The 22,299-nt window shown below is 64.8% G+C and carries 22 protein-coding genes; 13 read left to right on the top strand and 9 right to left on the bottom strand.

Annotation, left to right across the window (positions count from 1 at the left end; translation table 11 throughout):
- Nucleotides 1-149 precede the first annotated feature (149 nt).
- Both AC0L3S_RS12390 and asd read right to left on the bottom strand, forming a co-directional pair.
- Nucleotides 150-713: an NUDIX hydrolase gene (locus AC0L3S_RS12390; RefSeq protein WP_473279254.1), complete on the bottom strand. Its 564-nt coding sequence runs from the start codon at nt 711-713 to the stop codon at nt 150-152.
- A gap of 67 nt (nt 714-780) precedes the next feature.
- The gene (gene asd / locus AC0L3S_RS12395) at nt 781-1,644 is read right to left on the bottom strand and encodes an archaetidylserine decarboxylase (RefSeq protein ID WP_473279255.1); all 864 of its coding nucleotides are present in this window, start codon (nt 1,642-1,644) and stop codon (nt 781-783) included.
- A 35-nt stretch (nt 1,645-1,679) separates the two neighbouring features.
- Between asd and AC0L3S_RS12400 the strand changes: the two genes are divergently transcribed.
- Nucleotides 1,680-3,344: an aminotransferase class III-fold pyridoxal phosphate-dependent enzyme gene (locus AC0L3S_RS12400; RefSeq protein ID WP_473279256.1), complete on the top strand. Its 1,665-nt coding sequence runs from the start codon at nt 1,680-1,682 to the stop codon at nt 3,342-3,344.
- Between the two features lie 323 nt (nt 3,345-3,667).
- On the opposite strand, the gene AC0L3S_RS12405 is transcribed toward AC0L3S_RS12400, so the two are convergent.
- The 3 genes from AC0L3S_RS12405 to AC0L3S_RS12415 form a co-directional block, all read right to left on the bottom strand.
- Entirely contained in the window at nt 3,668-4,327 is a 660-nt protein-coding gene (locus AC0L3S_RS12405) for a hypothetical protein (RefSeq protein ID WP_473262956.1), read from the bottom strand.
- Nucleotides 4,328-4,451: 124 nt separating this feature from the next.
- Nucleotides 4,452-5,141, bottom strand: a complete 690-nt coding sequence (locus AC0L3S_RS12410; protein WP_473279258.1) for a class I SAM-dependent methyltransferase — start codon at nt 5,139-5,141, stop codon at nt 4,452-4,454.
- A gap of 34 nt (nt 5,142-5,175) precedes the next feature.
- Nucleotides 5,176-6,228, bottom strand: a complete 1,053-nt coding sequence (locus tag AC0L3S_RS12415; RefSeq protein WP_473279259.1) for a glycosyltransferase family 4 protein — start codon at nt 6,226-6,228, stop codon at nt 5,176-5,178.
- 273 nt (nt 6,229-6,501) lie between these two features.
- On the opposite strand from AC0L3S_RS12415, the gene AC0L3S_RS12420 reads away from it, so the two are divergent.
- Together AC0L3S_RS12420 and AC0L3S_RS12425 are read left to right on the top strand one after the other, a co-directional pair.
- Nucleotides 6,502-7,209: a L,D-transpeptidase gene (locus tag AC0L3S_RS12420; RefSeq protein WP_473279260.1), complete on the top strand. Its 708-nt coding sequence runs from the start codon at nt 6,502-6,504 to the stop codon at nt 7,207-7,209.
- Nucleotides 7,210-7,320: 111 nt separating this feature from the next.
- A complete protein-coding gene (locus AC0L3S_RS12425) occupies nt 7,321-7,737 on the top strand; it encodes a c-type cytochrome (protein ID WP_473262960.1) in 417 nt (138 codons plus the stop codon).
- A gap of 11 nt (nt 7,738-7,748) precedes the next feature.
- Here AC0L3S_RS12425 and AC0L3S_RS12430 read toward each other — a convergent pair whose 3' ends face one another.
- Entirely contained in the window at nt 7,749-7,994 is a 246-nt protein-coding gene (locus tag AC0L3S_RS12430; RefSeq protein WP_473262961.1) for a hypothetical protein, read from the bottom strand.
- Nucleotides 7,995-7,998: 4 nt separating this feature from the next.
- The gene (locus AC0L3S_RS12435; RefSeq protein WP_473279261.1) at nt 7,999-8,793 is read right to left on the bottom strand and encodes a DUF899 domain-containing protein; all 795 of its coding nucleotides are present in this window, start codon (nt 8,791-8,793) and stop codon (nt 7,999-8,001) included.
- Between the two features lie 138 nt (nt 8,794-8,931).
- Between AC0L3S_RS12435 and AC0L3S_RS12440 the strand changes: the two genes are divergently transcribed.
- From AC0L3S_RS12440 to AC0L3S_RS12475, 8 genes are all read left to right on the top strand, one after another.
- The gene (locus AC0L3S_RS12440; protein ID WP_473279262.1) at nt 8,932-10,152 is read left to right on the top strand and encodes a helix-turn-helix domain-containing protein; all 1,221 of its coding nucleotides are present in this window, start codon (nt 8,932-8,934) and stop codon (nt 10,150-10,152) included.
- 30 nt (nt 10,153-10,182) lie between these two features.
- Nucleotides 10,183-10,821: a Vgb family protein gene (locus AC0L3S_RS12445; protein ID WP_473279263.1), complete on the top strand. Its 639-nt coding sequence runs from the start codon at nt 10,183-10,185 to the stop codon at nt 10,819-10,821.
- 136 nt (nt 10,822-10,957) lie between these two features.
- Nucleotides 10,958-12,526 (top strand): DUF4403 family protein, encoded by a 1,569-nt coding sequence (locus AC0L3S_RS12450; protein WP_473279264.1) that lies wholly within the window; start codon nt 10,958-10,960, stop codon nt 12,524-12,526.
- A gap of 135 nt (nt 12,527-12,661) precedes the next feature.
- Complete coding sequence (locus AC0L3S_RS12455; RefSeq protein WP_473279266.1) at nt 12,662-13,801, top strand: ABC transporter ATP-binding protein; 1,140 nt, start codon at nt 12,662-12,664, stop codon at nt 13,799-13,801.
- A gap of 87 nt (nt 13,802-13,888) precedes the next feature.
- A complete protein-coding gene (locus AC0L3S_RS12460) occupies nt 13,889-14,938 on the top strand; it encodes an ABC transporter substrate-binding protein (protein WP_473279267.1) in 1,050 nt (349 codons plus the stop codon).
- Nucleotides 14,939-14,972: 34 nt separating this feature from the next.
- A complete protein-coding gene (locus AC0L3S_RS12465; protein ID WP_473279268.1) occupies nt 14,973-16,235 on the top strand; it encodes an ABC transporter permease in 1,263 nt (420 codons plus the stop codon).
- Nucleotides 16,232-17,062, top strand: coding sequence for an ABC transporter permease (locus tag AC0L3S_RS12470; RefSeq protein ID WP_473279269.1), 831 nt, complete (start codon nt 16,232-16,234; stop codon nt 17,060-17,062). The genes AC0L3S_RS12465 and AC0L3S_RS12470 overlap by 4 nt, the downstream gene beginning before the upstream one ends.
- Nucleotides 17,063-17,303: 241 nt before the next feature.
- Nucleotides 17,304-18,518 carry an ABC transporter substrate-binding protein gene (locus tag AC0L3S_RS12475; protein WP_473279270.1) on the top strand — a complete coding sequence of 405 codons (1,215 nt, stop codon included), beginning with the start codon at nt 17,304-17,306 and terminating at the stop codon, nt 18,516-18,518.
- Nucleotides 18,519-18,687: 169 nt separating this feature from the next.
- On the opposite strand, the gene AC0L3S_RS12480 is transcribed toward AC0L3S_RS12475, so the two are convergent.
- Both AC0L3S_RS12480 and AC0L3S_RS12485 read right to left on the bottom strand, forming a co-directional pair.
- Nucleotides 18,688-19,224, bottom strand: coding sequence for a PRC-barrel domain-containing protein (locus AC0L3S_RS12480; protein WP_473279271.1), 537 nt, complete (start codon nt 19,222-19,224; stop codon nt 18,688-18,690).
- 227 nt (nt 19,225-19,451) lie between these two features.
- Entirely contained in the window at nt 19,452-20,012 is a 561-nt protein-coding gene (locus tag AC0L3S_RS12485) for a hypothetical protein (RefSeq protein WP_473262975.1), read from the bottom strand.
- A 180-nt stretch (nt 20,013-20,192) separates the two neighbouring features.
- Here AC0L3S_RS12485 and AC0L3S_RS12490 point away from each other — a divergent pair, with 180 nt between their 5' ends.
- Entirely contained in the window at nt 20,193-20,978 is a 786-nt protein-coding gene (locus tag AC0L3S_RS12490; protein ID WP_473279272.1) for a response regulator, read from the top strand.
- 1 nt (nt 20,979) lies between these two features.
- Entirely contained in the window at nt 20,980-22,299 is a 1,320-nt protein-coding gene (locus tag AC0L3S_RS12495) for an ATP-binding protein (RefSeq protein WP_473262977.1), read from the top strand.

Here is a 22,299-nt window from a genome sequence, read left to right on the forward strand (position 1 = left end):
CAAGGCACGCGATGCGCGCACCGCCTACGCCAATGCAACTTGACAACAGAGATAGTCGCTCACCCGTCTCGCCGCTTTGCGGCGAACCACCCTCTGCCACAAGGGGAGAGGGGAACTGTCAGCGCGGCTCGACAGCGATGTTGCTAAACTCACGCCTCGCCGCGCAGCCACGCCTTGACCTTCTGCAACAGACCGTGCCGCAACTCGCCCACCGAGGCCGCTTCAGCCGGTGTCAGTGTCTGCAAAGCTGCATCGACGTCGTCGGTTGCCAGCGTCGGCTCGGGCGCAGACGACGATGCAAGCCCCGCCGCCGCAAGCGCGATCGGGCCGACCTGGGTCAGAAACACGCGCTCGTACTCGCGCGACAGGCGCGCGAGCGCGTCTTCCAGCGTCAGCCAGTCGACCGCCTTGATGTCGTTCATCAGCTTGCGGACCGGACCGTCCCCTGCCTCCATGCGCCAGAAATGCACGACCTTGGAGCGCCCGCCGGACTGATAGACGAGCGTGCCCAGAAATTCGTGGATGGCGACGTCGTGGCCGGTCTCTTCCAGCACTTCGCGATGCGCGGCCTGCTTCGGTGTTTCGCCGTCGTCGAGCTTGCCCTTGGGCAAAACCCATTCGTTGCGCTTGCGCTGGCGCACGACGGCAACCAGCGGCGGCGCACCTCGCCGCAGCACAATACCACCCGCCGCCATGACCGGCGCCCGTGCCATCACCAAATCCGTCGTCGCAGAAACGTCCCCAGGGACGATATAGGCGGCCGACGCGGCTGATTGAAGGCTAGTTTTTTCTCAGCAGCGCTTGACCTGCGCGAATGCGCGTGCCCTCGGCGATGCCGTCGCAGAAGGTGAAATCGCCGGGCGCAAGGATGATGATAGTCGAGCCGTGCTCGAACCAGCCGAGCTCCTCGCCCTTGCTCACGTTGACGTCGCAGGGAAAATTGACCGGCCCCCTGGTCTGCGCATTCAGCACCATGTCGAGGAAATGCAGCCGGATGCTTGCGACCAGGATCGCGGCGACCGGAACCAGCGTCACGGCTTCGCCAGTTGATAGATGCGTGCGGATCACCGCGCGCTCGTTCTTGCAGAACAGACGCTCAACCCGCTTCAGCGCGATCGGGTTGACGTTCCAGACATCGCCATGGATCAGCGTGACGCGCTCGATATGCGCGTCAAAGGGCGCATGGAAGCGATGATACATGCTCGAGGTCAGCCGCAGCGTGACGAAGGAGCCGTTGCGGTGCTGGTCGACCAGCACGGAATCGCCGAGCAAATCGAGCAGCGAGTACGGCGCGCCCTTGACCTGGAACAGCTCGGTGTCCGCGATCCGGCCATGAGCGCCGACGATGCCGTCGGACGGACTGGCGACAGTGGAGGGGTCCGGATCAAAGGGCCGCAGGCCCGGCTTGAGCTCCCGGGTGAAGCACTCGTGCAGACTCCTGAAATGAGTCTTGCGCGCCTCCGACAGATCGAGGTCGGAGAACAGCTTCCACAGCGCGATGGAGCCGTCCCGGACCAGCGGGTTCTCGATCTTGGAGAACCAGCCCATGAAGCGGGTTAGCGCGGCGCGGGGGATGCGGTTGGTCAACAGGAAGTTGAGGTCTTCCTGCTGGGTGAAAGTGGCGATGAGGGCTTTGACTGTCATGAATCTGTCAGCTCGCAGTATTAGCGCTTGTTGTCATGGAAACGACACTCCCGATTCTTTCTTTGTCCGTGGCCGCCGCAGCGTCCGCTGCCGCCGCCTTCCCGAAGATCAAGGCGCGGATCGAATTGTCCCGCGCCAAGCACCGCTCGCTCGCCGGACATTCCAAGATGTCCCGCCGGGTGGCGAGGCTGCTCCCGTTCTACGAATTCGAAGGCGATGCATACTTCGCCTGCGACGGCGCGCCCCCAAACATCGTGGCCCAGCGCAAGGACGGCTTCTTCCGTCTCGCGCGTCTCTACGCCGAGCGCTACCCCAAGGGCCGCGCGATGACGAAGGAAGCGGCGGAAAAGATCTCCGACCTGCACTTCACCGAAACTTACCGCGTGCCGTTCCAGTTCTCGCGTCTCGTTCGCGAGCATTTGGGCACCTCGAGCTTCGTGGAGTCCTCGCGCGGCGTCACCGTCACCGATGTCGACGGCAACACCTCCTACGACCTCACGGGGTCCTACGGCGTCAACATCTTCGGCAACGACTTCTACAAGGAGTGCATCGAGGGCTCCGAGAAGCGGGCGCACTTGCTCGGACCGGTGCTCGGCCCCTACCACCCCGTCATCCTCGATAACGTAGCGCGGCTGTGCCAGATCTCGGGCCTCGACGAAGTGTCCTTTCACATGTCCGGCACCGAAGCCGTGATGCAGGCGGTGCGGCTCGCGCGCTACCACACCAGGCGCACCCATCTGGTCCGCTTCGCCGGCGCCTATCACGGCTGGTGGGGCGACGTGCAGCCCGGCGTCGGCAATCCGATCACCGCGCACGAGACCTACACCCTCGCCGAGATGTCGGAGAAGACGCTGCACGTGCTGCGGACGCGCAAGGACATCGCCTGCGTGCTGGTCAATCCGCTGCAGGGGCTGCATCCGAATAGCAACGCGCCCGGCGACTCCTCGCTGGTTGATTCCTCCCGCGGCGGCAATTTCGACCGCGCGGCCTATACCGAATGGCTCAAGAAGCTGCGCGACGTCTGCACGGAGCGCGGCATCGTGCTGATCTTCGACGAGGTCTTCGTCGGCTTCCGTCTCGCTGCCGGCGGCGCCCAGGAATACTTTGGCATCAAGGCCGACATGGTGACCTACGGCAAGAGCCTCGCCGGCGGCCTGCCGGTCGGCGTGGTCTGCGGCAAACGCGAGCTGATGCGCCGCTTCCGCGACGATCGTCCCGCCGACGTCTGCTTCGCCCGCGGCACCTTCAACTCGCACCCCTATGTCATGACGGCGATGGACGAGTTCCTGAGCCGGCTCGCCAGCCCGAACTTCCGCGCCGTCTATGACGGACTGGACGAGACTTGGAATGAGCGCGCGGAAAGGCTCAACGGGACGATGACCGACGCCGACCTGCCGGTGCGGTTCGCGAACTTCTCGTCGATCTGGACGGTGAAATACACCACACCGTCCCGCTACAACTGGATGCTGCAGTACTATCTGCGCGCCGAAGGCCTGTCCCTGAGCTGGGTCGGCACCGGCCGGCTGATCTTCAGCCTGAACTACACCGACGCCGATTTCACCGAGGTCGCCGAGCGTTTCGTTCGCGCCGCCGAGAAAATGAAGGCCGACGGCTTCTGGTGGCACGATGGCGTCCTCACCAACAAGACCATCAAGCGGCAGATCCTGAAAGAGATGCTCGCCAAGCGCTTCGGGCGCTGAGTTTTTCGCACACTTAGCCCCGATCACCGCGCGCCCTTCTCCCTCGCCCCGTTTGCGGGGAGAGGGTCGGGGTGAGGGGGACTCTCCGCGCAGTCGGTAAGAGTTGGCGGACACCCAGCTAGCAGTACCCCCGCGGAGAGCCCCCCTCACCCGGCTTTGCGCTAGGCGCAAAGCCGACCTCTCCCCGCAAGCGGGGCGAGGTGAAGAGAGCGCGCGGCTCGCTTGAGTCACTTTAAAGGGCATCCCCAAGACGTGGATGCCCGGCACGTGGCCGGGCATGACGCAACCAATGGACATCGGAGTGTTTTGTGTACGCGGCGCGCTCAGGCGTGCTGCTCTTCGAGCGTGGGCTCGCCGATGAGGCCCAGGGTGTGCTCGGGGTTGAGGTGCAGGCCGGGGTCCATCAGCTCGCCGCGCATCAGCGCCAGCGGCGCGTTGCGGTAGAGCATCAGATCGTGGAAGGGGTCGGTCAGGATCTTCGTCATCCAGACGAGGCCGGTCTCGACGTCGCGGATGAAGAACAGGTGCACCGTGCGGAACATGAGACCGCCGCCGCCGACCACGAGCCAGATCTTGGCGACCTGCCGCATGAAGTCGGTCGCGCCCGCCCAGGGCGTGAACAGTCCAAACAGCGTGGGATCGACCAACAGCACCAGTGGCGACAGCGCCCAGATCGACATCAGCACGACCTTGCGCTGAAGATTGTAGCCGACCTTGATCTCTTCCTTGTGCTCGTGCGTCGCCTGGTTGATCTGGTCGTAGCCGTGCGGCTCGAAGAAGAAGTGGCCCGCCTGGCGCGAGGTCATCGAGACCAGCCAGCCGACCAGCGCCGAGATCATGGGGTCGACGAACAGCCAGACATAGGCGAACAGGAAGCTCAGCGCGCTGACGAAGTGCAGGCTCTGATTGATGCGGCTGTGGTGATAGTAGCGATGGTCGTCCCAGCGCTGGATCCGCAGCTGCTCGAGATAATTCTTGATCATGCTCTCCCCCAAATGCTTTCGGGTTCAGGATTTACAGAGATTCGATGTAGGCCGTGTGACATCATCATTTTGTCATGTGACGATGTGCAGCGGCGCGGTGACGCACGCGACGCGTGAGCTTGGGTTACGCTGCCTTGGCGACGTCGACCTTGCGGAAGCGCACCAGCGAGAAATGACCGAGCGGCGGAATCAGGCGGCGCTCGGCAAGCTCGATGCCGTTGGCGCCGGCGAGCCATTTGGCATAACGCGACCAGGCGAACTCGGCGGTGCGGAAGCCGAGCGGACGCACCACCGGCTGCAGCTTCTGCTCGATGAAGCGGCGCATGCCGGTATCGGCGCTGACGCGGGTGAGGATGATGAGCTCGCCGCCCGGGCGCAGCACGCGGGCGAATTCGTCCAGCGCGATTTCCGGATTCGGCACGGCGGTGACGACGTATTGCGCCATCACGACGTCGAAGCAGTCGTCGGGGAATTCGAGCTTCTCGGCATCCATCACCGCGAGGCCTTCGACGTTGTTCAGCTTGCCCTCGGTGACGCGCTGGCGCGCCTTGTCGAGCATCGCCTCCGAGATGTCGGTGCCGAAGATGCGCAGATGCGGCGCGTAGAGCGGCAGCGAAATGCCGGTGCCGACGCCGACCTCGAGCACCCGGCCGCCGATCTTGTTGGTGGCCGCGATCGCGGCCTGCCGGCCCTTGGCGAACACGCCTCCGAACACGAGGTCGTAGACCGGTGCCCAGCGGTCATAGGCCTGCTCGACCGTGCCACGAGTGAGGTCGAGCTGCTGGGTGCCGTCAAGGTTCATGATCTTAGCCATCGATGAGGTTCTCGCTGTGGTTCGAAACATTGGGTCAACCACGCACCGGCCGCCGCGCCATGCGAGGCGAGGCGCGCAAGGCACGGCTCGGCTGAAGTGAGGTGAGGTTGCCGACGAACTGGCGCGCGCTGTTTTCCCAGGAGCGCTCCAGCGCGAAGTTGCGGCAGGTCTGGCGCGACATGGTGAGCGCGCGCAGACACGCGGCGCGCAGATCGTGGTCGATCGCGCCGATCGGATGATCGGCGATGACGTCCTTCGGACCCGTCACCGGAAACGCCGCAACCGGGGTGCCGCAGGCGAGCGCCTCGAGCTGCACCACGCCGAACGTATCGGTCAGGCTCGGAAACACGAACACGTCGGCGGCGGCAAGATGCGCGGTGAGATCGGCGCCCTTCTTCTCGCCTAGGAAGACGGCGTCCGGATATTTCTTTTCGAGCGCAGCTTTCTGCGGGCCGTCCCCGATGACGACCTTGGTGCCGGGCAGGTCGAGCGAGAGGAACGCTTCGAGGTTCTTCTCCACCGCCACGCGGCCCATCGTCATGAAGATCGGCCCGGGCAGATCGAGCTTGGCCGGAGAGTCCGGATGGAACAGCTCGGTATTGACGCCGCGGGTCCAGAAGCCGAGCCGCTTGAAGCCGCGCTCGGAGAGCTCCTGCCGCAGCGAGGGCGTTGCGACCATCGTCATGGCGGCGGCATCGTGGAAGTGGCGCAGCACGGCATAGCCGACGCTCGCGGGAATGCCGGTCCGCACCGAAACGTATTCGGGAAAGCGCGTGGTGTAGGAGGTGGTGAAGGCGAGCCGGTTGCGACGGCAATAGGCCCGCGCCGCCCAGCCGATCGGCCCTTCGGTCGCGATGTGCAGCGCCTCGGGTGCCGCCCTCTCGATCCGCCGCGCAATCTCCTTGCCGCTCGGCAGCGCAATGCGCAGCCCCGGATAGGTCGGCAGCGGCCACGACCGAAAACCGTCCGGCGTCAGGAAGTCGATCTCGACATCCAATGCCTTGGCCGCGCCAGCCAGCGAGGTCAGCGTTCGGACCACACCGTTGACCTGCGGATGCCAGGCGTCAGTCGCGATTAATACCCGCATGGGGAAATCCCGAGATTTTTATGATTCTCGGCTTTGGACCATCAACCACGGATATTTCAGGCGTGTGACGTCATGGAAGTGTCGGCCCGCTGTTTTGTTCGTTAACGGGTCCGCGCAGCCACGAAACCGTCATGAAACAATCCTTGCCGCCATGAAGCCGTTTTCGGTTTTCCGCGCAAACGTCCCGAAACTTCTTTCCGTTAGTGATCTAGCCAACAGAGCACCGAAACGGTGCCGGGGTGACCAAGAAACACCGCGCAACAGGGGCGACCAATGATCAATCTGGAGACGTTGAAGACTTATTCGCGCGCCGTTGCGTTTGGCGCAGTGGCTGTCACCGCGATCGCGTTCACTGGCCCGGCAAAGGCCGCGCCGGTGCAGCTCTTCCCGTTCTTCCAGCCGCTGCCGCCGATCGCGACGCCGCAGCCGTATCAGCCTTATCAAGCCACGCCCTATCAGGCCGCGCCGTCCGAGGATCAGGACGCCGTCGAAACCCCGGCCCGCTTCCGTCGCCAGACCGTCACCTATGCGACGCGTGAGGCGCCGGGCACCATCATCATCGATACGCCCAACACCTACCTCTATCTCGTGCTCGGCAACGGCCAGGCGATGCGCTACGGCATCGGCGTCGGCCGCGACGGCTTCACCTGGTCCGGCACCCAGTCGGTGACCAAGAAGGCGGAGTGGCCGGATTGGACCCCGCCGCCGGAAATGATCGCCCGCCAGCCTTATCTGCCGCGCCACATGGCCGGCGGCCCCGGCAACCCGCTCGGCGCGCGCGCCATGTATCTCGGCGGCACCATCTACCGCATCCATGGCACCAACGCCCCCGACACCATCGGCAAGCACGTCTCCTCCGGCTGCATCCGCCTGACCAACGACGATGTCGCGGACCTCTACTCCCGCGTCAACGTCGGCACGAAGGTCATCGTGCTGCCGATGACGGAACGCCGCGCCGACCTCGGCGCCGCGACGCGGTAAGCGACAGGACATTGTGACGCAAACGGCCCCGGAACCCACCGGGGCCGTTTTCGTTTGCCCTCGGCATCCCGACGCGCGCGTGCTGCGGCGCGATCCCCGATGGAGGCGCGAATGCAATCACGTCCGCAAACGCCGCAAGGCACATGGCTGCGCGCGATCGCCGGAGCCGGCGCATTGGCACTGCTGTTGACCGCGCCCGCCTCGCTCGCACAGCAGCCGCCGAGCGACGACGCAGCCCAACAGGCCTTCAACAATTCCTGCCGCACCTGCCACTCGGTGAAAGAGGGCGACAATCGTCTAGGCCCCAACCTCAATAAAATCGTGGGACGCAAGGCCGGCTCGCTGCCGAACTACAATTATTCCTCCTCGATGAAAGAAGCCGGCTTCGTCTGGGACCAGGACAAACTCACCCGCTTCATGGTCAAGCCGGACGAAATCGTATCCGGCAACAAGATGCAGCCCTATGGCGGCGTCTCGGCGGAGGAAGCGGGCAAGATCGTTGCTTATTTGCAGGCGGCTTCGCGGTAGAGCTACCGACTTCACCGCTCCGCAATCAACCTCAGCCACGCCGCCGAATGAAACGCGCTCATTAAGAGATACATCGGCACCATCCCTTCGAGCATCGCCCCATGTCCGGCGCCGCACAGCATGTCCGCGGGGCCATCGAGCGCGACCGTCAGCACGGCCATGATCGCGAAGGTCGGCGTCGCCGCCAACGCCAGCCATCTGGCGAGGTGGCGCGCGGCCGCCATACCGTTGCGGCTCGCGCCGGCAGTTGCGCTCATGGGACTAGTCACGTCCTTCAGCGGCCTCCTCGCGAAAAGCCTTCTCGCCGGCGGTCGAGATCTCGACCCATTTCTTGTCGGGTGCCGCACCTTCGGTGTAGCTGTCGTGCCAATTCCACCATTTGTAGGTCGGCGTCTGCGGATAACCCTTCGGCGAATCCTCCCAGACCTCCTGCCGTCCCAGCGGCGTGATGTCGAGGTAATTCCAGGTGCCGCCCATCTGCTCGTCGCCGCGGCTCTTGACGAAGTAGGTGCGGAAGATGCGCGTCCCGTCCCGGTAGAACACGTTGGTCCCGTGCCACTCGTCGACGCCGAAATCCGCATCGAAACTATCGGTGACGGTGACCCATGGCATGGTCCAGCCCATCCGCTGCTTCAGCCTGCTGATATCAGCCTGCGGCGCCCGCGAGGCGAACACCAGCGTGGTGTCGCGGGCATTCAGATGCGCGACATGGGCGACCTGGTCGGCCACCATGGAGCAGCCGCGGCAGGCATGATCCGGCCAGCCGAACACGCCCGGCTCGAAGAAGGCGCGGTAGACGATCAGTTGTCGCCGGCCCTGAAACAGGTCGTGCAGACTGACCTTGCCGCCGGGCCCCTCGAACGCATAGGTTTTGGTGACTTCCATCCACGGCATGCGCCGACGCTCGGCGGCCAGGGCGTCGCGGGCACGGGTATGCGCCTTTTCCTTCACGAGCAGTTGCTGACGGGCGGCCTCCCAGTCCTGCGGCGACACCACCGGCGGTGTTTGCATGGCGGCTTGTCCGTTATTTCCTGCGTTGTCAGCTGATGTCATCATGGCTCTCCAAATCTCTTGTCTGGGCGATCGCTCCGCGTCTCGCGGAACCGCTCGCCCCTCGCCGCACATTGTCGGCCGTCAACGATCTCTCGCACCGGACAGTTGCGTGGTGGGAGTAACAAGTGTGGCGGGATTTGAATGGAGTCGCTGATCACGGCCGCGGCGCGCGCGCTCCAAGCCGGCGATCCGCTCGGCGCGCTGAACCGCGTTGCGCTGCGCAACGATGCACCTTCGCTGGCGCTGCGCGGCATCGCGATGGCGCAGCTCGGCGATCTCGCCAAGGCGAAGACGTTGCTGCGCAGCGCCGCACGCGCCTTCGGACCTAAAGAAGCGATCGCACGCGCAAGATGCGTGGTGGCCGAGGCCGAGATCGCGCTCGTGTCGCGCGACCTGAATTGGCCGGCGAAGACGCTCGCGGCCGCACGGGCGACGCTCGAAGGACACGGTGACCTCGCCAACGCCGCCCATGCGGGTCACATCGAAGCGCGTCGTCTTCTCCTTCTCGGCCGCCTAGACGAGGCCGAACGCACGCTGGCCGAGATCAAGACCACGCCGTTGCCCCCGGCTTCGCAGGTCGCCCGCGAGCTCGTGATCGCCGGCATCGCCATCAGGCGGCTCAGAACGAAAGACGCGCGCGCGGCGCTCGGGCGCGCGGCGAGCGCCGCACGGCAGGCCGGCATTCCAGCACTTGCGGCCGAGGTCGAGGGCACGAGCCGCGTGCTCGACACGCCCGCAGCGCGCCTGATCACGCGCGGACACGAACGGCCGTTGCTGCTCGAGGAGGTCGAGGACCTCGCGACATCGGAGGCGCTCGTGGTGGACACGTTCCATCACGCGGTTCGCAGGCGCGGCATCCTCGTGCCGCTCGGAAGGCGGCCGGTGCTGTTCGCGCTCGCCCGCATCCTGGCGCAGGCCTGGCCCGCGGATGTCTCGCGGGAAGCCTTGATCACGGGAGCGTTTCAGGCAAGGCACGTCGATGAATCGCATCGCGCCCGGCTGCGCGTCGAAATCGGGCGGCTCCGCACCAAGCTCAAGCCTCTGGCCGATGTCAACGCGACCAGGCAAGGTTTTGCGCTGACACCGCGCAAGACGCGGCAGGTTCTCGTGCTGGCACGACCCGTCGAGGAGAAGCATGCGACCGTGCTCGCCTTCCTCTCCGACGGCGAGCCCTGGTCGAGCTCGGCGCTCGCGCTGGCGCTGGCAACGAGCGCGCGCACCGTGCAACGGGCCCTCGAAGAGCTGGCGCGATCGAACAAGGTGCAGTCCTTCGGACACGGACGCGCGCGGCGCTGGATGACACCGCCCGTCCCGGGTTTCCCGACAGGCTTGTTACTCCCCGGACCGCTCATGAAGACCTAAGATGGGATACACACCACAGGGACCGAGCAGATGAAACGTTCAGCCGCCGAGATCGTCAGGGAATACGGGCCCTTTGCAGGCGTCGAAGCCGTGCACGGCGTCACCTATGACGGCAGCCATATGTGGTTCGCATCCGGCGACAAATTGAATGCGGTCGATCCGGCCGATGGCAAGATCGCTCGCTCCATCGATGTCGCCGCGCATGCGGGAACGGCGTTCGACGGCCGCCACCTGTTCCAGATCGCCGAGGACCGCATCCAGAAGATTGACGCTGCGACCGGCAAGGTGCTCGCCACCATCCCCGCGCCCGGCGGCGGCGGCGACTCTGGATTGGCCTGGGCCGAGGGCTCGCTCTGGGTCGGACAGTATCGGGAGCGCAAGATCCATCAGGTCGATCCCCAGACGGGAAAAATTCTCCGCACCATCGAAAGCAAACGCTTCGTCACCGGGGTGACGTGGGTCGACGGCGAGCTCTGGCACGGCACCTGGGAAGGCGAGGACAGCGACATCAGGCGGATCGATCCCGAGACGGGCAAGGTGCTGGAGCAGCTCGACCTGCCCGCCGGGACCATGGTGTCAGGATTGGAGTCCGATGGCGGCGACCGCTTCTTCTGCGGGGGCGGAGATCGCGGCAATGTGAGAACGGTCCGCCGTCCGAAGCGCAGCTAGGGTGTGCCATGAAGAATGCACGGCAATTGCGCGATCGCAGCCGTTAATTTGTTTGCCCCAATTCCACCCCATCGGTGGGCTCTAGCGCCCTCCTCGCCTGCCCTGTAGACTTCTGCCCGGGCGGCCTGGGGGATTGATGCGACTGACGCTGAACTTGAAAACTGTCCTGATCGCCGTCGCGGTGCTCGCGGCGTCGTTTTTCATCAGCCTGAAGGCGATGGACTGGCTGTCGCCGCGAGCGACGAATTCCGCACCGCCGGTCGCGCAACTGCCGCCGCTGCCGCCGGTCGCGAAGAGCTCGATCGTGGTGGCGCCGGTCGCCATCGCGCTGTCGGCGATTCGCGAGCAGGCCGAGAAGGCCGCCCCGCGCAATTTCGCCGGCAAGGCCGAGAACCCGATTTCGCAAATCCTGGAGAACGCCGACATCGGCTGGTCCGCCGTGCGCGGGCCGATGGCAGCTGCCGGCGACAAGGACGTGCTGACGATCTCGACGCCGCTCACGGGCAAGCTGAACGTGACGGGCTCGCTGTCGTCGAAAGCCACCGGCGCGCTCGGCGAGGCGCTCGGTAGCGTGCTCGGCGGCAATGCCGCGAAACAGATCGGCGCGGTCAACATCAAGAATCTGAACGCCAGCGCCGAGATCAAGGGCAACGTCGTCGTCACCTCGCGGCCGAAGCTCGCGGCCAACTGGCATCTCGAGCCCAATCTCGGCGCCCAGGTCAATCTCGGCGATACCAACCTCAACATCTCCGGCGCCAAGGTCAACGTACCTGCACAGGTGAAGCCGCTGATCGACAAGACCGTCGGCGAACAGATCAACGCCGTTTCCGAACGGATGCGCAACGATCCGACCTTGCGGGAGAACGCGAAGCTGCAATGGGCCAAGGCCTGCCGCTCGATCCCGCTGCAAGGCTCGGGCTCCTCGGCCGCGCTGCCGCCGCTCTGGCTGGAGATGAAGCCGATCCGCGCCATCGCGGCGCAGCCGCGCGTCGACGCGCAGGCCGTGACCCTGCTGATGGGCCTGGAAGCGGAGACGCGCGTCACCTCCACGCCGACCAAGCCCGACTGCCCGTTCCCCGACAAGATCTCGATCGTGCCGCCGACCGGCACCGGTGTGAACATCGGCGTCCCGATCGACGTGCCTTTCACCGAGATCAACAAGCTGATCGCCGCGCAGATGGTCGGCCACACCTATCCCGAGGACGGCTCCGGTCCCGTGGACGTCACCGTCAAGAGCGTCAACGTAGTCCCGTCGGGCGAGCGCCTCCTGATCTCGCTGCTGGTGCGCGCCAAGGAGAAGAAGAGCTGGCTTGGTCTCGGCGCCGAAGCGACCGTGCACATCTGGGGCCGGCCGATGCTCGACCAGGCGCAGCAGACGCTGCGGCTGGCCGACATCCAGCTCGCGGTAGAGTCCGAGGCGGCCTTCGGCCTGCTGGGTGCCGCGGCGCGCGCGGTGGTGCCGCAGATGCAGCAGGCGCTGGTGCAGAAAGCGACAATCGATCTAAAGCCGATTGCCGCCAATGCACGCGAGAAGATCGCCGCCGCGATCGCCGACTTCCAGAAGAGCGAGGACGGCGTCAGGGTCGATGCAAAGATCGACAGCCTGACGCTGGCCGACATCGCCTTCGACTCCAAGACGCTGCGCGTGATCGCGGAAGCCGGGGGCTCGCTGAATGTGTCCGTGACGAAATTGTCGGGAATGTAGCGCGCGCCTTTTCCCGACGGCTCCGTGCGCGTCGTCGTTTGCGCCGCTGGCAATCTGGTCGGAGGATGCTAAGCTATTCCTCGCACCCCGGGGACGAGGTGCTGACAGCACTGGTGCTGACAACGCGAGGACGACATGGAAGCCGGCATGGTCACGCCTGCGCCGGCGCTGGTGCGCTTTTCCGGCATTCAGAAGACCTACGATGGCGAGCACCTCGTGGTGAAGAACCTCGATCTCGACATCAGGAAGGGTGAGTTCGTCACCCTGCTTGGTCCGTCGGGCTCCGGCAAGACGACTACGCTGATGATGCTGGCCGGCTTCGAGGTTCCGACCCATGGCGAGATCTACCTCGCGGACCGGCCGATCAAGAACGTGCCGCCACACAAGCGCGACATCGGCATGGTGTTCCAGAACTATGCCCTGTTTCCGCACCTGACGATTGCGGAAAATATCGCCTTCCCGCTCTCGGTTCGCAACACGAACAAGGCCGAAGCGCAGGATCGTGTCAAAGCGGCATTGCGCATGATCAAGATGGAAACCCTGGCGCAGCGCCGGCCCGGGCAACTGTCCGGCGGTCAGCAGCAACGCGTGGCGCTGGCCCGCGCCCTAGTTTTCAATCCACAACTCGTGCTGATGGACGAGCCGCTGGGCGCCCTGGACAAGCGCCTTCGGGAGCAGATGCAGCTGGAGATCAAGCAACTGCACGAGACGATGGGCATCACCGTCGTCTACGTCACCCACGATCAGGGTGAAGCGCTCACCATGTCGGACCGCATCGCCGTATTCAACGACGGCATCGTGCAGCAGATCGACAGGCCCGACGCGCTGTATGAGCATCCGGTGAACAGCTTCGTCGCCCATTTCATCGGCGAGAACAATGTTTTGTCCGGCACCGTCGAGACGGTTGAAAAAGAATATTGCCGCGTTGCGCTGGCTGGCGGCGGCGCCGTGACCGCACGAGCGGTCAACGTATCAGGCGCGGGCGCATCGACCTCGCTGTCGGTGCGGCCGGAGCGGATCGCCATTATCCCGGATGGCACCTCCGGCGACGAACCGAACCGACTGCCGGCAAAGGTGCAGAACACCATCTATCTCGGCGACCACGCGCTGGCCGTGCTCGATGTCGCCGACAACAAGGAGTTCATGGTCAAGCTTCAGCCGGGGGCGCATGACAGCCTGACACATGGCAGCCTGAGAGCTGGCAGCCTAACACCTGGCGATGACGTGTTCATCACCTTCCGCCCGGAGGACTGCCTGGCCCTCGATCCCGTCTGAACCAACCATGCAGCATCGCTCCAACGCGGGCGGACCTGCACCGACCAAGCTCAACGCAAGTCACGTGAAGAAGAAGGAACAAAGACCATGCTGAAGCGCAAGATTGTTCTGGGTTTCGCCGCGGCACTCACCGCCAGCGCGGCGCTGGCCACGGTGGCGCAGGCGCGTGACCTCACCGTCGTGTCGTGGGGCGGGGCCTATCAGGATGCCCAGAAGAAGGTCTATTTCGAGCCGTTCAAGAAAGCGGCCGGCGTTGCGATGAACGACGAGTCCTGGGACGGCGGCGTCGGCGTGCTGCGCGCCAAGGTGCAGGGTGGCGCCGCCACCTGGGACGTCGTCCAGGTCGAGAGCGACGAACTGGCGGTCGGCTGCGAGGAAGGCCTGTTCGAGAAGCTGGATTATTCGAAGATCGGCGGCGAGGCCGCCTATATCCCGCCGTCGGTCAACGCTTGCGGCGTTGGCGCCATCCTCTACGATTTCGTTCTCGGCTACGACAAGGACAAGCTCAAGGAGGCCCCGAAGGGCTGGGCCGACTTCTTCGACACCAAAAAGATCCCGGGCAAGCGTGCCTTGCGTCAGGGACCGAAGACCACGCTCGAGATCGCCCTCATGGCCGACGGCGTCGCGCCAAAGGACGTCTACAAGGTGCTGGCGACCGACGAAGGCGTCGAGCGCGCGTTCAAGAAGCTGGATACCATCAAGGGCGACATCGTCTGGTGGAAGGCCGGCGCTCAGCCGCCGCAATTGCTCGCCTCGGGCGAGGTGGCGATGACCTCGGTCTACAATGGCCGCATCGACACCGCGAACAAGAACGAGAAGAAGAATTTCGGCATGGTGTGGGACGGAGCACTCTTCACCCTCGACAGCTGGGTGATCCTGAAAGGTAGCTCGAACAAGGACGCGGCCTACAAGTTCCTGGACTTCGCGGGCAAGGCGGAGAACCAGTCGAAACTGTCGGAGAACATTGCTTATGGCACCTCGAACAAGGACGCAGCCGCCCTGCTCGCGCCTGCCGTTCTGAAGGACCTGCCGACAGCGCCCGACAACATCAAGAATGCGGTCGAGATCAACGTTGCCTTCTGGCTCGAGAACATCGACCGCCTGACCGAGCGCTTCAACAAATGGGCCGCGAAGTAGCGCGCTCCGCAGGGCTCGACCGAAGGTAACACCAATGACGGATGCGCTCTTGACCGGCGCCGATGCGTCGACCGAGGTGCCGCTCAAGCGCCGATTGCGGCGGGCGGAGCGAGCACGCCAGGTCAAAGCATTGGCGCTGGTTCTGCCGCTTCTCGTCTTCCTGCTCTTCACCTTCGCTGGGCCCATCGCCGGCATGCTGTGGCGTGCCGTCGATGACCGGGAGGTGCGTCTGGTTCTGCCTCAGACCATCGCGGCTCTCGCCAGTTGGGACGGCAGGAATCTGCCGGACGAAAAGGCCTACGCGGCGCTGGCGGGCGACATCCTGGCCGCGCGCGCTTCCGGAACGATCGCGATCGCGGCCAAGCGGCTCAACTACGCCCAGAACGGCTTTCGCACGATCCTGACCAGCACCGCACGCAATCTGAAGACCGTGCCCGAGCCCGGCACGGCGAAGGAGACGCTGGGCAAGATCAACCCGGCCTGGCGCGAGCGCGCCACCTGGACCACGATCAAGGACGCCAGCGGTCCCATAACCGGCTTCTATCTTTTGTCGGCGCTCGATCTGACGCGGAACGCGGACGGCGCGATTATCGCAGCCCCGCCGGATCAGGCCATCTACCGCGACGTTTTCGCCCGCACCTTCATCATCAGCTTCAGCGTCACGGTACTCTGCCTGATCCTCGGCTTCCCGGTCGCTTACTTGCTGGCCGCGCTGCCGCCCGGCCGGTCGAACCTGCTGATGATCTTCGTCCTGCTGCCGTTCTGGACATCGCTGCTGGTCCGCACCTGCGCCTGGATCGTTCTGTTGCAGAGCAAAGGCGTCGTGAACGACAGCCTGCTCTGGCTTGGCATCATCGATGCGCCGTTGCGCCTGATCTACAATCGCTTCGGTGTCTGCGTGGCCATGACCCACGTTCTCCTGCCGTTCATGATCCTGCCGCTGTACAGCAGCATGAAGGCGATCTCACCGGCTTACATGCATGCCGCCGCCTCGCTCGGTGCGCCACCCCTCACCGCCTTCCTGCGGATCTACCTGCCTCAGACGCTGCCCGGCATCGGCGCGGGAAGCCTGCTCGTCTTCATCCTGGCGCTCGGCTATTACATCACGCCAGCACTCGTCGGCGGCGCCGCCGACCAGATGATCAGCTACTTCATCGCGCTCTACACGACCGAGACCGCCAATTGGGGCCTTGCGTCGGCACTGGGTGCGGTGCTGCTGCTCGCCACTGTTCTGCTCGCGCTCGTTTACGGAAAGCTGGTGCAGGGACAGCAGGTGACGGGAGGGATGAAGAATTGAGCGACAATTCCTCCATCCGCACGCCGAGCCAGCGCATCGCGTGGACCGCGACCATCGTGATCTCCACGCTGGTGTTCATCTTCCTGATCGCGCCGATCCTCGCGATCATGCCGCTGTCCTTCAGCTCGGGCTCGTACCTCACCTATCCGCTGCCGGGCCTCTCGCTCCGCTGGTACGACGACTTCGTCAATTCGCCGCGCTGGATGAATTCGCTGAAGAACAGCATGATCATCGGTGTGGCATCGACCCTGCTGTCGATGATGCTTGGCACGCTGGCGGCGCTGGGGCTGGCGCAGTGGAAGAGCCGGTTCAAGCCGCTCGTGCTGGCCTTCGTGCTGTCGCCGGTTGTCGTGCCCGGGGTCATCACCGCAGTCGGTCTGTATTTCTTCTTCGCGCCGATCGGGCTGACCGGCAGTTATCTCGGCTTGATTCTGGCCCACACCGCGCTGGCGACGCCCTTCGTGGTGATCACGGTCGGTGCAACGCTGCAGAGCTTCGACACCAATCTGGCCCGCGCCGCCGCCTCGCTCGGTGCTTCGCCGCTTGAGGCGTTCCGCCGCGTGATCCTGCCGCTGATCCTGCCCGGCGTGGCGTCGGGGGCCCTGTTCGCCTTCGCGACGAGCTTCGATGAGGTGGTGATCGTGCTGTTCATGGCAGGTCCGGAGCAGCGCACCCTGCCGCGCGAGATGTTCAGCGGCATCCGCGAGAACATCAGCCCGACCATCACGGCAGCGGCGGTGATCCTGACGACGGTCTCGGTCATCCTGCTCGCCACACTGGAAGGCCTGCGCCGGCGCAATGAACGGCTCAAGGGCGGCAGCGCGTGAACGGTCTCATCGTCATTCCGGGGCGCGCGAAGCGCGAGCCCGGAATCTATCGTGCCGCAGCGAGGGTGGCTGAATGGATTCCGGGTTCGCGCCCAAAGGGGCGCGCCCCGGAATGACGGAAACACCCCTGCTTATTTCTCAACCCTCCTCGCGCATTCCGGGCTTTGCTCCCGCGACCGATTGTCGTTAGAACGGTCCCCGCAACAAAACCCCAAACAACAATGCTGAGGGAGAAAAACAAATGCAAAAACTCATCGCCGCGATCGCGGCCGGCCTCGCCTTCGCCGCCACGTCAGGCGCCGCGCAGGCGCAGATTTCCGACGACGTCGTCAAGATCGGCGTGCTCACGGACATGTCGAGCCTTTATGCGGACGCGACCGGCAAGGGCTCGCTCGCCGCCGTCGAGATGGCGGTCGCCGATTACGGCGCCAAGGTCGCGGGCAAGCCTGTCGCAGTGGTCTCCGCCGATCACCAGAACAAGCCCGACGTCGGCGTCAACATCGCCCGCAACTGGTACGACAACGACAAGGTCGACGCGATCTTCGACGTGCCGACCTCGTCGGTGGCGCTGCCGATCTCGGCGCTGACGCGCGAGAAGAACAAGATCCACATCAATTCCGGCGGCGGCTCATCCGATATCACGGGCGTCGCCTGCTCGCCCAACACGGTGCACTGGACCTACGACACCTATGCGCTGTCGAACGTCGCCGGCAAGGCGATGGTCAAGCGCGGCGAGGACACCTGGTTCTTCGTCACCGCCGACTACGCCTTCGGCATGGCGCTGCAGCGCGACGCCGCCAACGTGGTCAAGGAGAGCGGCGGCAAGGTGCTCGGCGAGGTCCGGCATCCGCTCAACTCGTCGGACTTCTCCTCCTTCCTGCTCCAGGCCCAGGCCTCCAAAGCCAAGGTGGTCGCGCTGGCCAATGCCGGCGGCGACACTACCAATGCGCTGAAACAGGCGGCCGAGTTCGGCCTGACGCAGGGCGGCCAGAAGATGATCGCCTTGCTCATGGAGATCACCGACGTTCATTCGCTCGGCATCAAGTCGACGCAAGGCCTGATCATCACCGATGCGTTCTACTGGGACACCAACGAGGAGACGCGCGCCTTCTCCAAGCGCTTCAACGAGAAGGTCGGCCACATGCCGACCATGATCCAGGCGGGGCTCTATTCGGCGACCATGCACTATCTGAAGGCGATCGACGCCATCAAGACCGACGAGGCACCGAAAGTGATGGAGCAGATGCGCAAGACGCCGGTCAACGACTTCTTCGCCAAGAACGGCAAGATCCGCATCGACGGCCGCATGGTCCACGACATGTATCTGTTCGAGGTCAAGAAGCCCGAGGAATCCAAGGGCGAGTGGGACCTCTACAAGCTGATCGCCACCGTGCCCGGTGACGAAGCCTTCCGTCCGCTCGACAAGGGCGGCTGCCCGCTGGTGAAGGGGAACTAGGGGCATTCTCCGTCATTGCGAGCGGAGCGAAGCAATCCCGAAATGCATCCGCGGTGACAGCCTGGATTGCTTCGTCGCAAGAGCTCCTCGCAATGACGGGAGACGAAAAAAGCACGGCAGCGCGCCCGGCGAAAACCGGGCGCGCTTCGTTTAGCCGTTCAGAGCCGCGTTACTCCGAGTACTTGAACTCGGGCATGTTCTTCAGCTCATCCTTGCTCGCGTTGAACACGGCGTGGTCCGGATACCATTTCGACGAGGACGTGGCCGTCGTCGCGGGCTTGTTGTCGGTGCCGGTCGCGGCACCCGTCGTGGTGGTCGCGGCGGGCCGGTTGGCCGCGCTGTTCGGGTTGTTCCCGGCAGCACCGGTGTAGGCAACGGCCTCGTTGACGAATTTCAGCTTCTCATAGGGCACGGCGACCAGATGCTCGCCCAGGCCGAGGAAGCCGCCGACGCCGATCACGGCGATCTTGACGTTGCCGCTCTTGTCCATCAGCAGATCATTGATCGAGCCGATGTTCTCGTTGGCGTCGTTGTAGACCTTGATGCCGTCCATCTTGGACGTACGCCACTGTCCCGACGCGGTCGTGGTCGTCGTCGAGGCGGCAGCGGGCGCCTTGTCGGTGGTGGCGGTCGGATTTTGCGCGAACGCAACGGTTGCGAGCAGTGCGGTACCGGCGAGACCGGCCGCGATCGATTTCATCAACATATTGTCCTCTCCTTCAGCAGAAAACTCGTGCGGAGAAAACAGCTCGGATCAGTCCCAGTTCCGCGCGTGCTGCAATTTCGTCGCGTGCTGCGCGAGGATTGGAGCCGCGTGCGATTGTTCCTAAGTCACTCAGGAACATTTTGCAGCGCACTGTTCCTCGCCGACGATCGTGCGTCCTGGGTGAAGCACGACCGCAGCGAGGAACGCGCTGATCTCCGTCGCGCAGGTCAGCTCTTGTAATCGATCAGAAGCGCGGCGAAGTCCGAGCCGCCGGATGAGCTGCCGTTGGCGCCGTAAGACGACGATGACGATTGCGACTGCTGCAGTGCCTGGAGAAACTGCTTGAGTATTTCGGCCGTGGTGGAGACGGTCGACGTGCTGCTGGTCGCGTCCGTCGACGACGAATCCGATGAGCTGTCGTCCGGCGGCGGGCCTGGCGGGGGACCGCCCGCACCACCGGGGCCGCCGGCGCCATTGGCGAAGGCGGACTGGAATACGTTCTTCAGCTCGTCGGCCTGGTCTGACGTCAGCGTCCCGTTCGACACTTCGTTGGTGATGAGGTCGTCGATCTTCGACTTGATGTCGTCCTTGGAAGGACGCGCGCCGCTCGACTGATCGCTCGACCGGCCCCGCTGAAGCGCCGTGTCGATGTCGGTCAGCGCCGTCGAAAGCGCCGACTGGTCCGACGACGAGACCGTGCCGGCGGACACGTCCGATTGCAATTCCTGCTGCAGCCGCTGCAACGGCGACTGGTGGTGACCGGCGGAGGCCGCCGAAATCGAGGTCATGATGGCTCCGTGAGTTCTGCGGGGTTTCGTGGCCGACCAGGCCACGATATGGTTAGCGCGCTTAACGAGAGCTTGCCGCTTCCCTGCCCGGTGATGTCCTGCTGTTGCGGCATCGGCCATGGAAACAATCTGAAACAAATCTCCTCGCCATTTGGCCCGAATCTTGGACAAACAAAGCGCATGGCCCTTCCCAATCCCAACATCCTTGTCGTCGAAGACGACCGTGAAACCCGGACGTTGATTGCGAAATATCTGCGCAACAACGCCTGCAACGTCACCGCCGTGAGCGACGGCCGCGAGATGTCGCGCGCGATGGCCGATCATCGCATCGACCTCATCATCCTCGACGTCATGCTGCCCGGCGAGGACGGCCTCAGCCTGTGCCGCAAGCTGCGCGCGGAAGGACAGACGCCGATCATCATGCTGACCGCACGCGGCGAGGACGTCGACCGCATCGTCGGTCTGGAGATGGGCGCGGACGACTATCTGCCGAAACCGTTCAACCCGCGCGAGCTGCTCGCCCGCATCAACGCGGTGCTGCGCCGCCAGGCGGCCGCGCAGGCGGCAAGCTCGATCGAAGGCGCGAGCACGCTCGCCTTCGAGGGCTGGCGCATCGATCTGCGCCTGCGCGAGCTGCGCAATCCCGAGGGCGCGCGCGTCGCGGTGACCAGCGCCGAGTTCGATTTGCTGCGGACGTTCTGCGAGCGTCCCGGCCGCGTGCTGTCGCGCGACAGCCTGCTCGACCTCACCCAAGGGCGCAGCACCGGCTCGTTCGAGCGTTCGATCGACGTGCTGGTCAGCCGCATCCGCCGCAAGATCGAGCCCAATCCGGGCGATCCGACCATGATCAAGACGGTGCGCTCCGGCGGCTATCTGTTCACGCCGAGAACCGAAGTGGTGAGAACGGAAGCGGCAAACACGGAAACGACAAGCGCGGAAGCGGTCGCGGCAGTCTTGAGCATCTGACATGCGGCTTTTGGGATTTTTCCATCTCAGGAGCATCAGCGGCCAGATCGCTGCGCTCGTCGTGGTGTCGATCGTCGCGCTTCATCTGGTCATCACGGCGGGTTTTCTGATCACGCGGCCGGATCGCGCGGCGGCGCCGCCCGACAGCGAGCATGAGCTCGCCAATGCCGCGCTGCTGCTGTCCGCGGCCGACGCGAGCGAGCGGCCGCGCCTGCTCGCCGACATCGCGCGCGCCTTTCCGGATCTGCGGCTCGAAGCGATCGCGCCCGGCTCCGTGACGGCCATCGCCGACGGCCCCCATATGCACGGGATGCGCCGCCATCTCGGTGAGGGCTACAAGGTCGTCACGCTGCCGCCGAACGGCGGTTCGTCGCGGATCGGCATTCAGCTGCCCGACGGCACGACAGTCGCGGGCCATGTTGAACGGGGGCGGCCGGGCTGGTTCTGGGGCAATCCCTGGATATCGACGCTGCTATCTGCCGTGATCAGCGTGACGTTGCTCGGCGTATGGGCTGCGCACGCGCTCGCCGCGCCGCTGTCTTCGTTTGCAAAGGCGGCCGAGAATTTCAGCCTGGACGGGACGGCCGATCCACTTCCCGAGCGCGGCCCGGAAGAGATCCGCTCGGTAGCGCGCGCGCTCAACCGCATGCACGAGCGGATCGCGCGGCTGATGTCGGACCGCACGCGGATGCTTGCCGCGATCAGCCACGATCTGCGCACGCCGATCACGCGGCTGCGCCTGCGCGCCGAGTTCGTCGAGGACGAAGGCAACCGCAAGCGCATGCTGATCGATCTCGACCAGATGCGCGCGATGCTGGAATCCGTTTTGTCGCTGTTGCGCAACGACCGCCAGATCGAGGCGGTGACGCTGGTCGACATCGCGAGCACGCTGCAGCTCATCGCCGACCAGTTCGGCGACATGGGCCACGTCGTGCGCTATGATGGCCCGCTATCTGCGACCGCCGCGGCGCGGCCCGACGATCTGCATCGCGGCGTCACCAACCTCGTCGAGAACGCGGTGCGCTTCGGTGCCGAGGTGACGATCCGGCTCGACATCTCAGGCACCAGGCTCGTCATCGACGTCGAGGACGATGGTCCCGGCATTTCGGATGCCCGTAAGCAGGAGATGCTGGAGCCGTTCGTCCGCGGCGACGATGCGCGCACCATGGACGAGTCCACCGGCTTCGGCCTCGGTCTGTCGATCGCGCGCGCGATCGCCCTCGCCCATGGCGGCGAGCTGTCGCTGCACGACCGGGAGCCGCATGGGCTGATCGTGCGGATGCAATTGCCGATCTGGCAGCAGCCGCGGCTTGCGGCTTAA

It is taken from the genome of Bradyrhizobium sp. Ken01 (assembly GCF_055807355.1).

Coding starts and splice junctions, on each gene's coding strand:
- AC0L3S_RS12465 (WP_473279268.1), top strand. CDS start 14,973: ATGACGGATGCGCTCTTGACCGGCGCCGATGCGTCGACCGAGGTGCCG.
- AC0L3S_RS12420 (WP_473279260.1), top strand. CDS start 6,502: ATGATCAATCTGGAGACGTTGAAGACTTATTCGCGCGCCGTTGCGTTT.
- AC0L3S_RS12485 (WP_473262975.1), bottom strand. CDS start 20,012: ATGACCTCGATTTCGGCGGCCTCCGCCGGTCACCACCAGTCGCCGTTG.
- AC0L3S_RS12450 (WP_473279264.1), top strand. CDS start 10,958: ATGCGACTGACGCTGAACTTGAAAACTGTCCTGATCGCCGTCGCGGTG.
- AC0L3S_RS12390 (WP_473279254.1), bottom strand. CDS start 713: ATGGCACGGGCGCCGGTCATGGCGGCGGGTGGTATTGTGCTGCGGCGA.
- AC0L3S_RS12405 (WP_473262956.1), bottom strand. CDS start 4,327: ATGATCAAGAATTATCTCGAGCAGCTGCGGATCCAGCGCTGGGACGAC.
- AC0L3S_RS12410 (WP_473279258.1), bottom strand. CDS start 5,141: ATGGCTAAGATCATGAACCTTGACGGCACCCAGCAGCTCGACCTCACT.
- AC0L3S_RS12460 (WP_473279267.1), top strand. CDS start 13,889: ATGCTGAAGCGCAAGATTGTTCTGGGTTTCGCCGCGGCACTCACCGCC.
- AC0L3S_RS12435 (WP_473279261.1), bottom strand. CDS start 8,793: ATGATGACATCAGCTGACAACGCAGGAAATAACGGACAAGCCGCCATG.
- AC0L3S_RS12490 (WP_473279272.1), top strand. CDS start 20,193: ATGGCCCTTCCCAATCCCAACATCCTTGTCGTCGAAGACGACCGTGAA.
- AC0L3S_RS12430 (WP_473262961.1), bottom strand. CDS start 7,994: ATGAGCGCAACTGCCGGCGCGAGCCGCAACGGTATGGCGGCCGCGCGC.
- AC0L3S_RS12425 (WP_473262960.1), top strand. CDS start 7,321: ATGCAATCACGTCCGCAAACGCCGCAAGGCACATGGCTGCGCGCGATC.
- AC0L3S_RS12440 (WP_473279262.1), top strand. CDS start 8,932: ATGGAGTCGCTGATCACGGCCGCGGCGCGCGCGCTCCAAGCCGGCGAT.
- AC0L3S_RS12445 (WP_473279263.1), top strand. CDS start 10,183: ATGAAACGTTCAGCCGCCGAGATCGTCAGGGAATACGGGCCCTTTGCA.
- AC0L3S_RS12400 (WP_473279256.1), top strand. CDS start 1,680: ATGGAAACGACACTCCCGATTCTTTCTTTGTCCGTGGCCGCCGCAGCG.
- asd (WP_473279255.1), bottom strand. CDS start 1,644: ATGACAGTCAAAGCCCTCATCGCCACTTTCACCCAGCAGGAAGACCTC.
- AC0L3S_RS12455 (WP_473279266.1), top strand. CDS start 12,662: ATGGAAGCCGGCATGGTCACGCCTGCGCCGGCGCTGGTGCGCTTTTCC.
- AC0L3S_RS12495 (WP_473262977.1), top strand. CDS start 20,980: ATGCGGCTTTTGGGATTTTTCCATCTCAGGAGCATCAGCGGCCAGATC.
- AC0L3S_RS12415 (WP_473279259.1), bottom strand. CDS start 6,228: ATGCGGGTATTAATCGCGACTGACGCCTGGCATCCGCAGGTCAACGGT.
- AC0L3S_RS12480 (WP_473279271.1), bottom strand. CDS start 19,224: ATGTTGATGAAATCGATCGCGGCCGGTCTCGCCGGTACCGCACTGCTC.
- AC0L3S_RS12475 (WP_473279270.1), top strand. CDS start 17,304: ATGCAAAAACTCATCGCCGCGATCGCGGCCGGCCTCGCCTTCGCCGCC.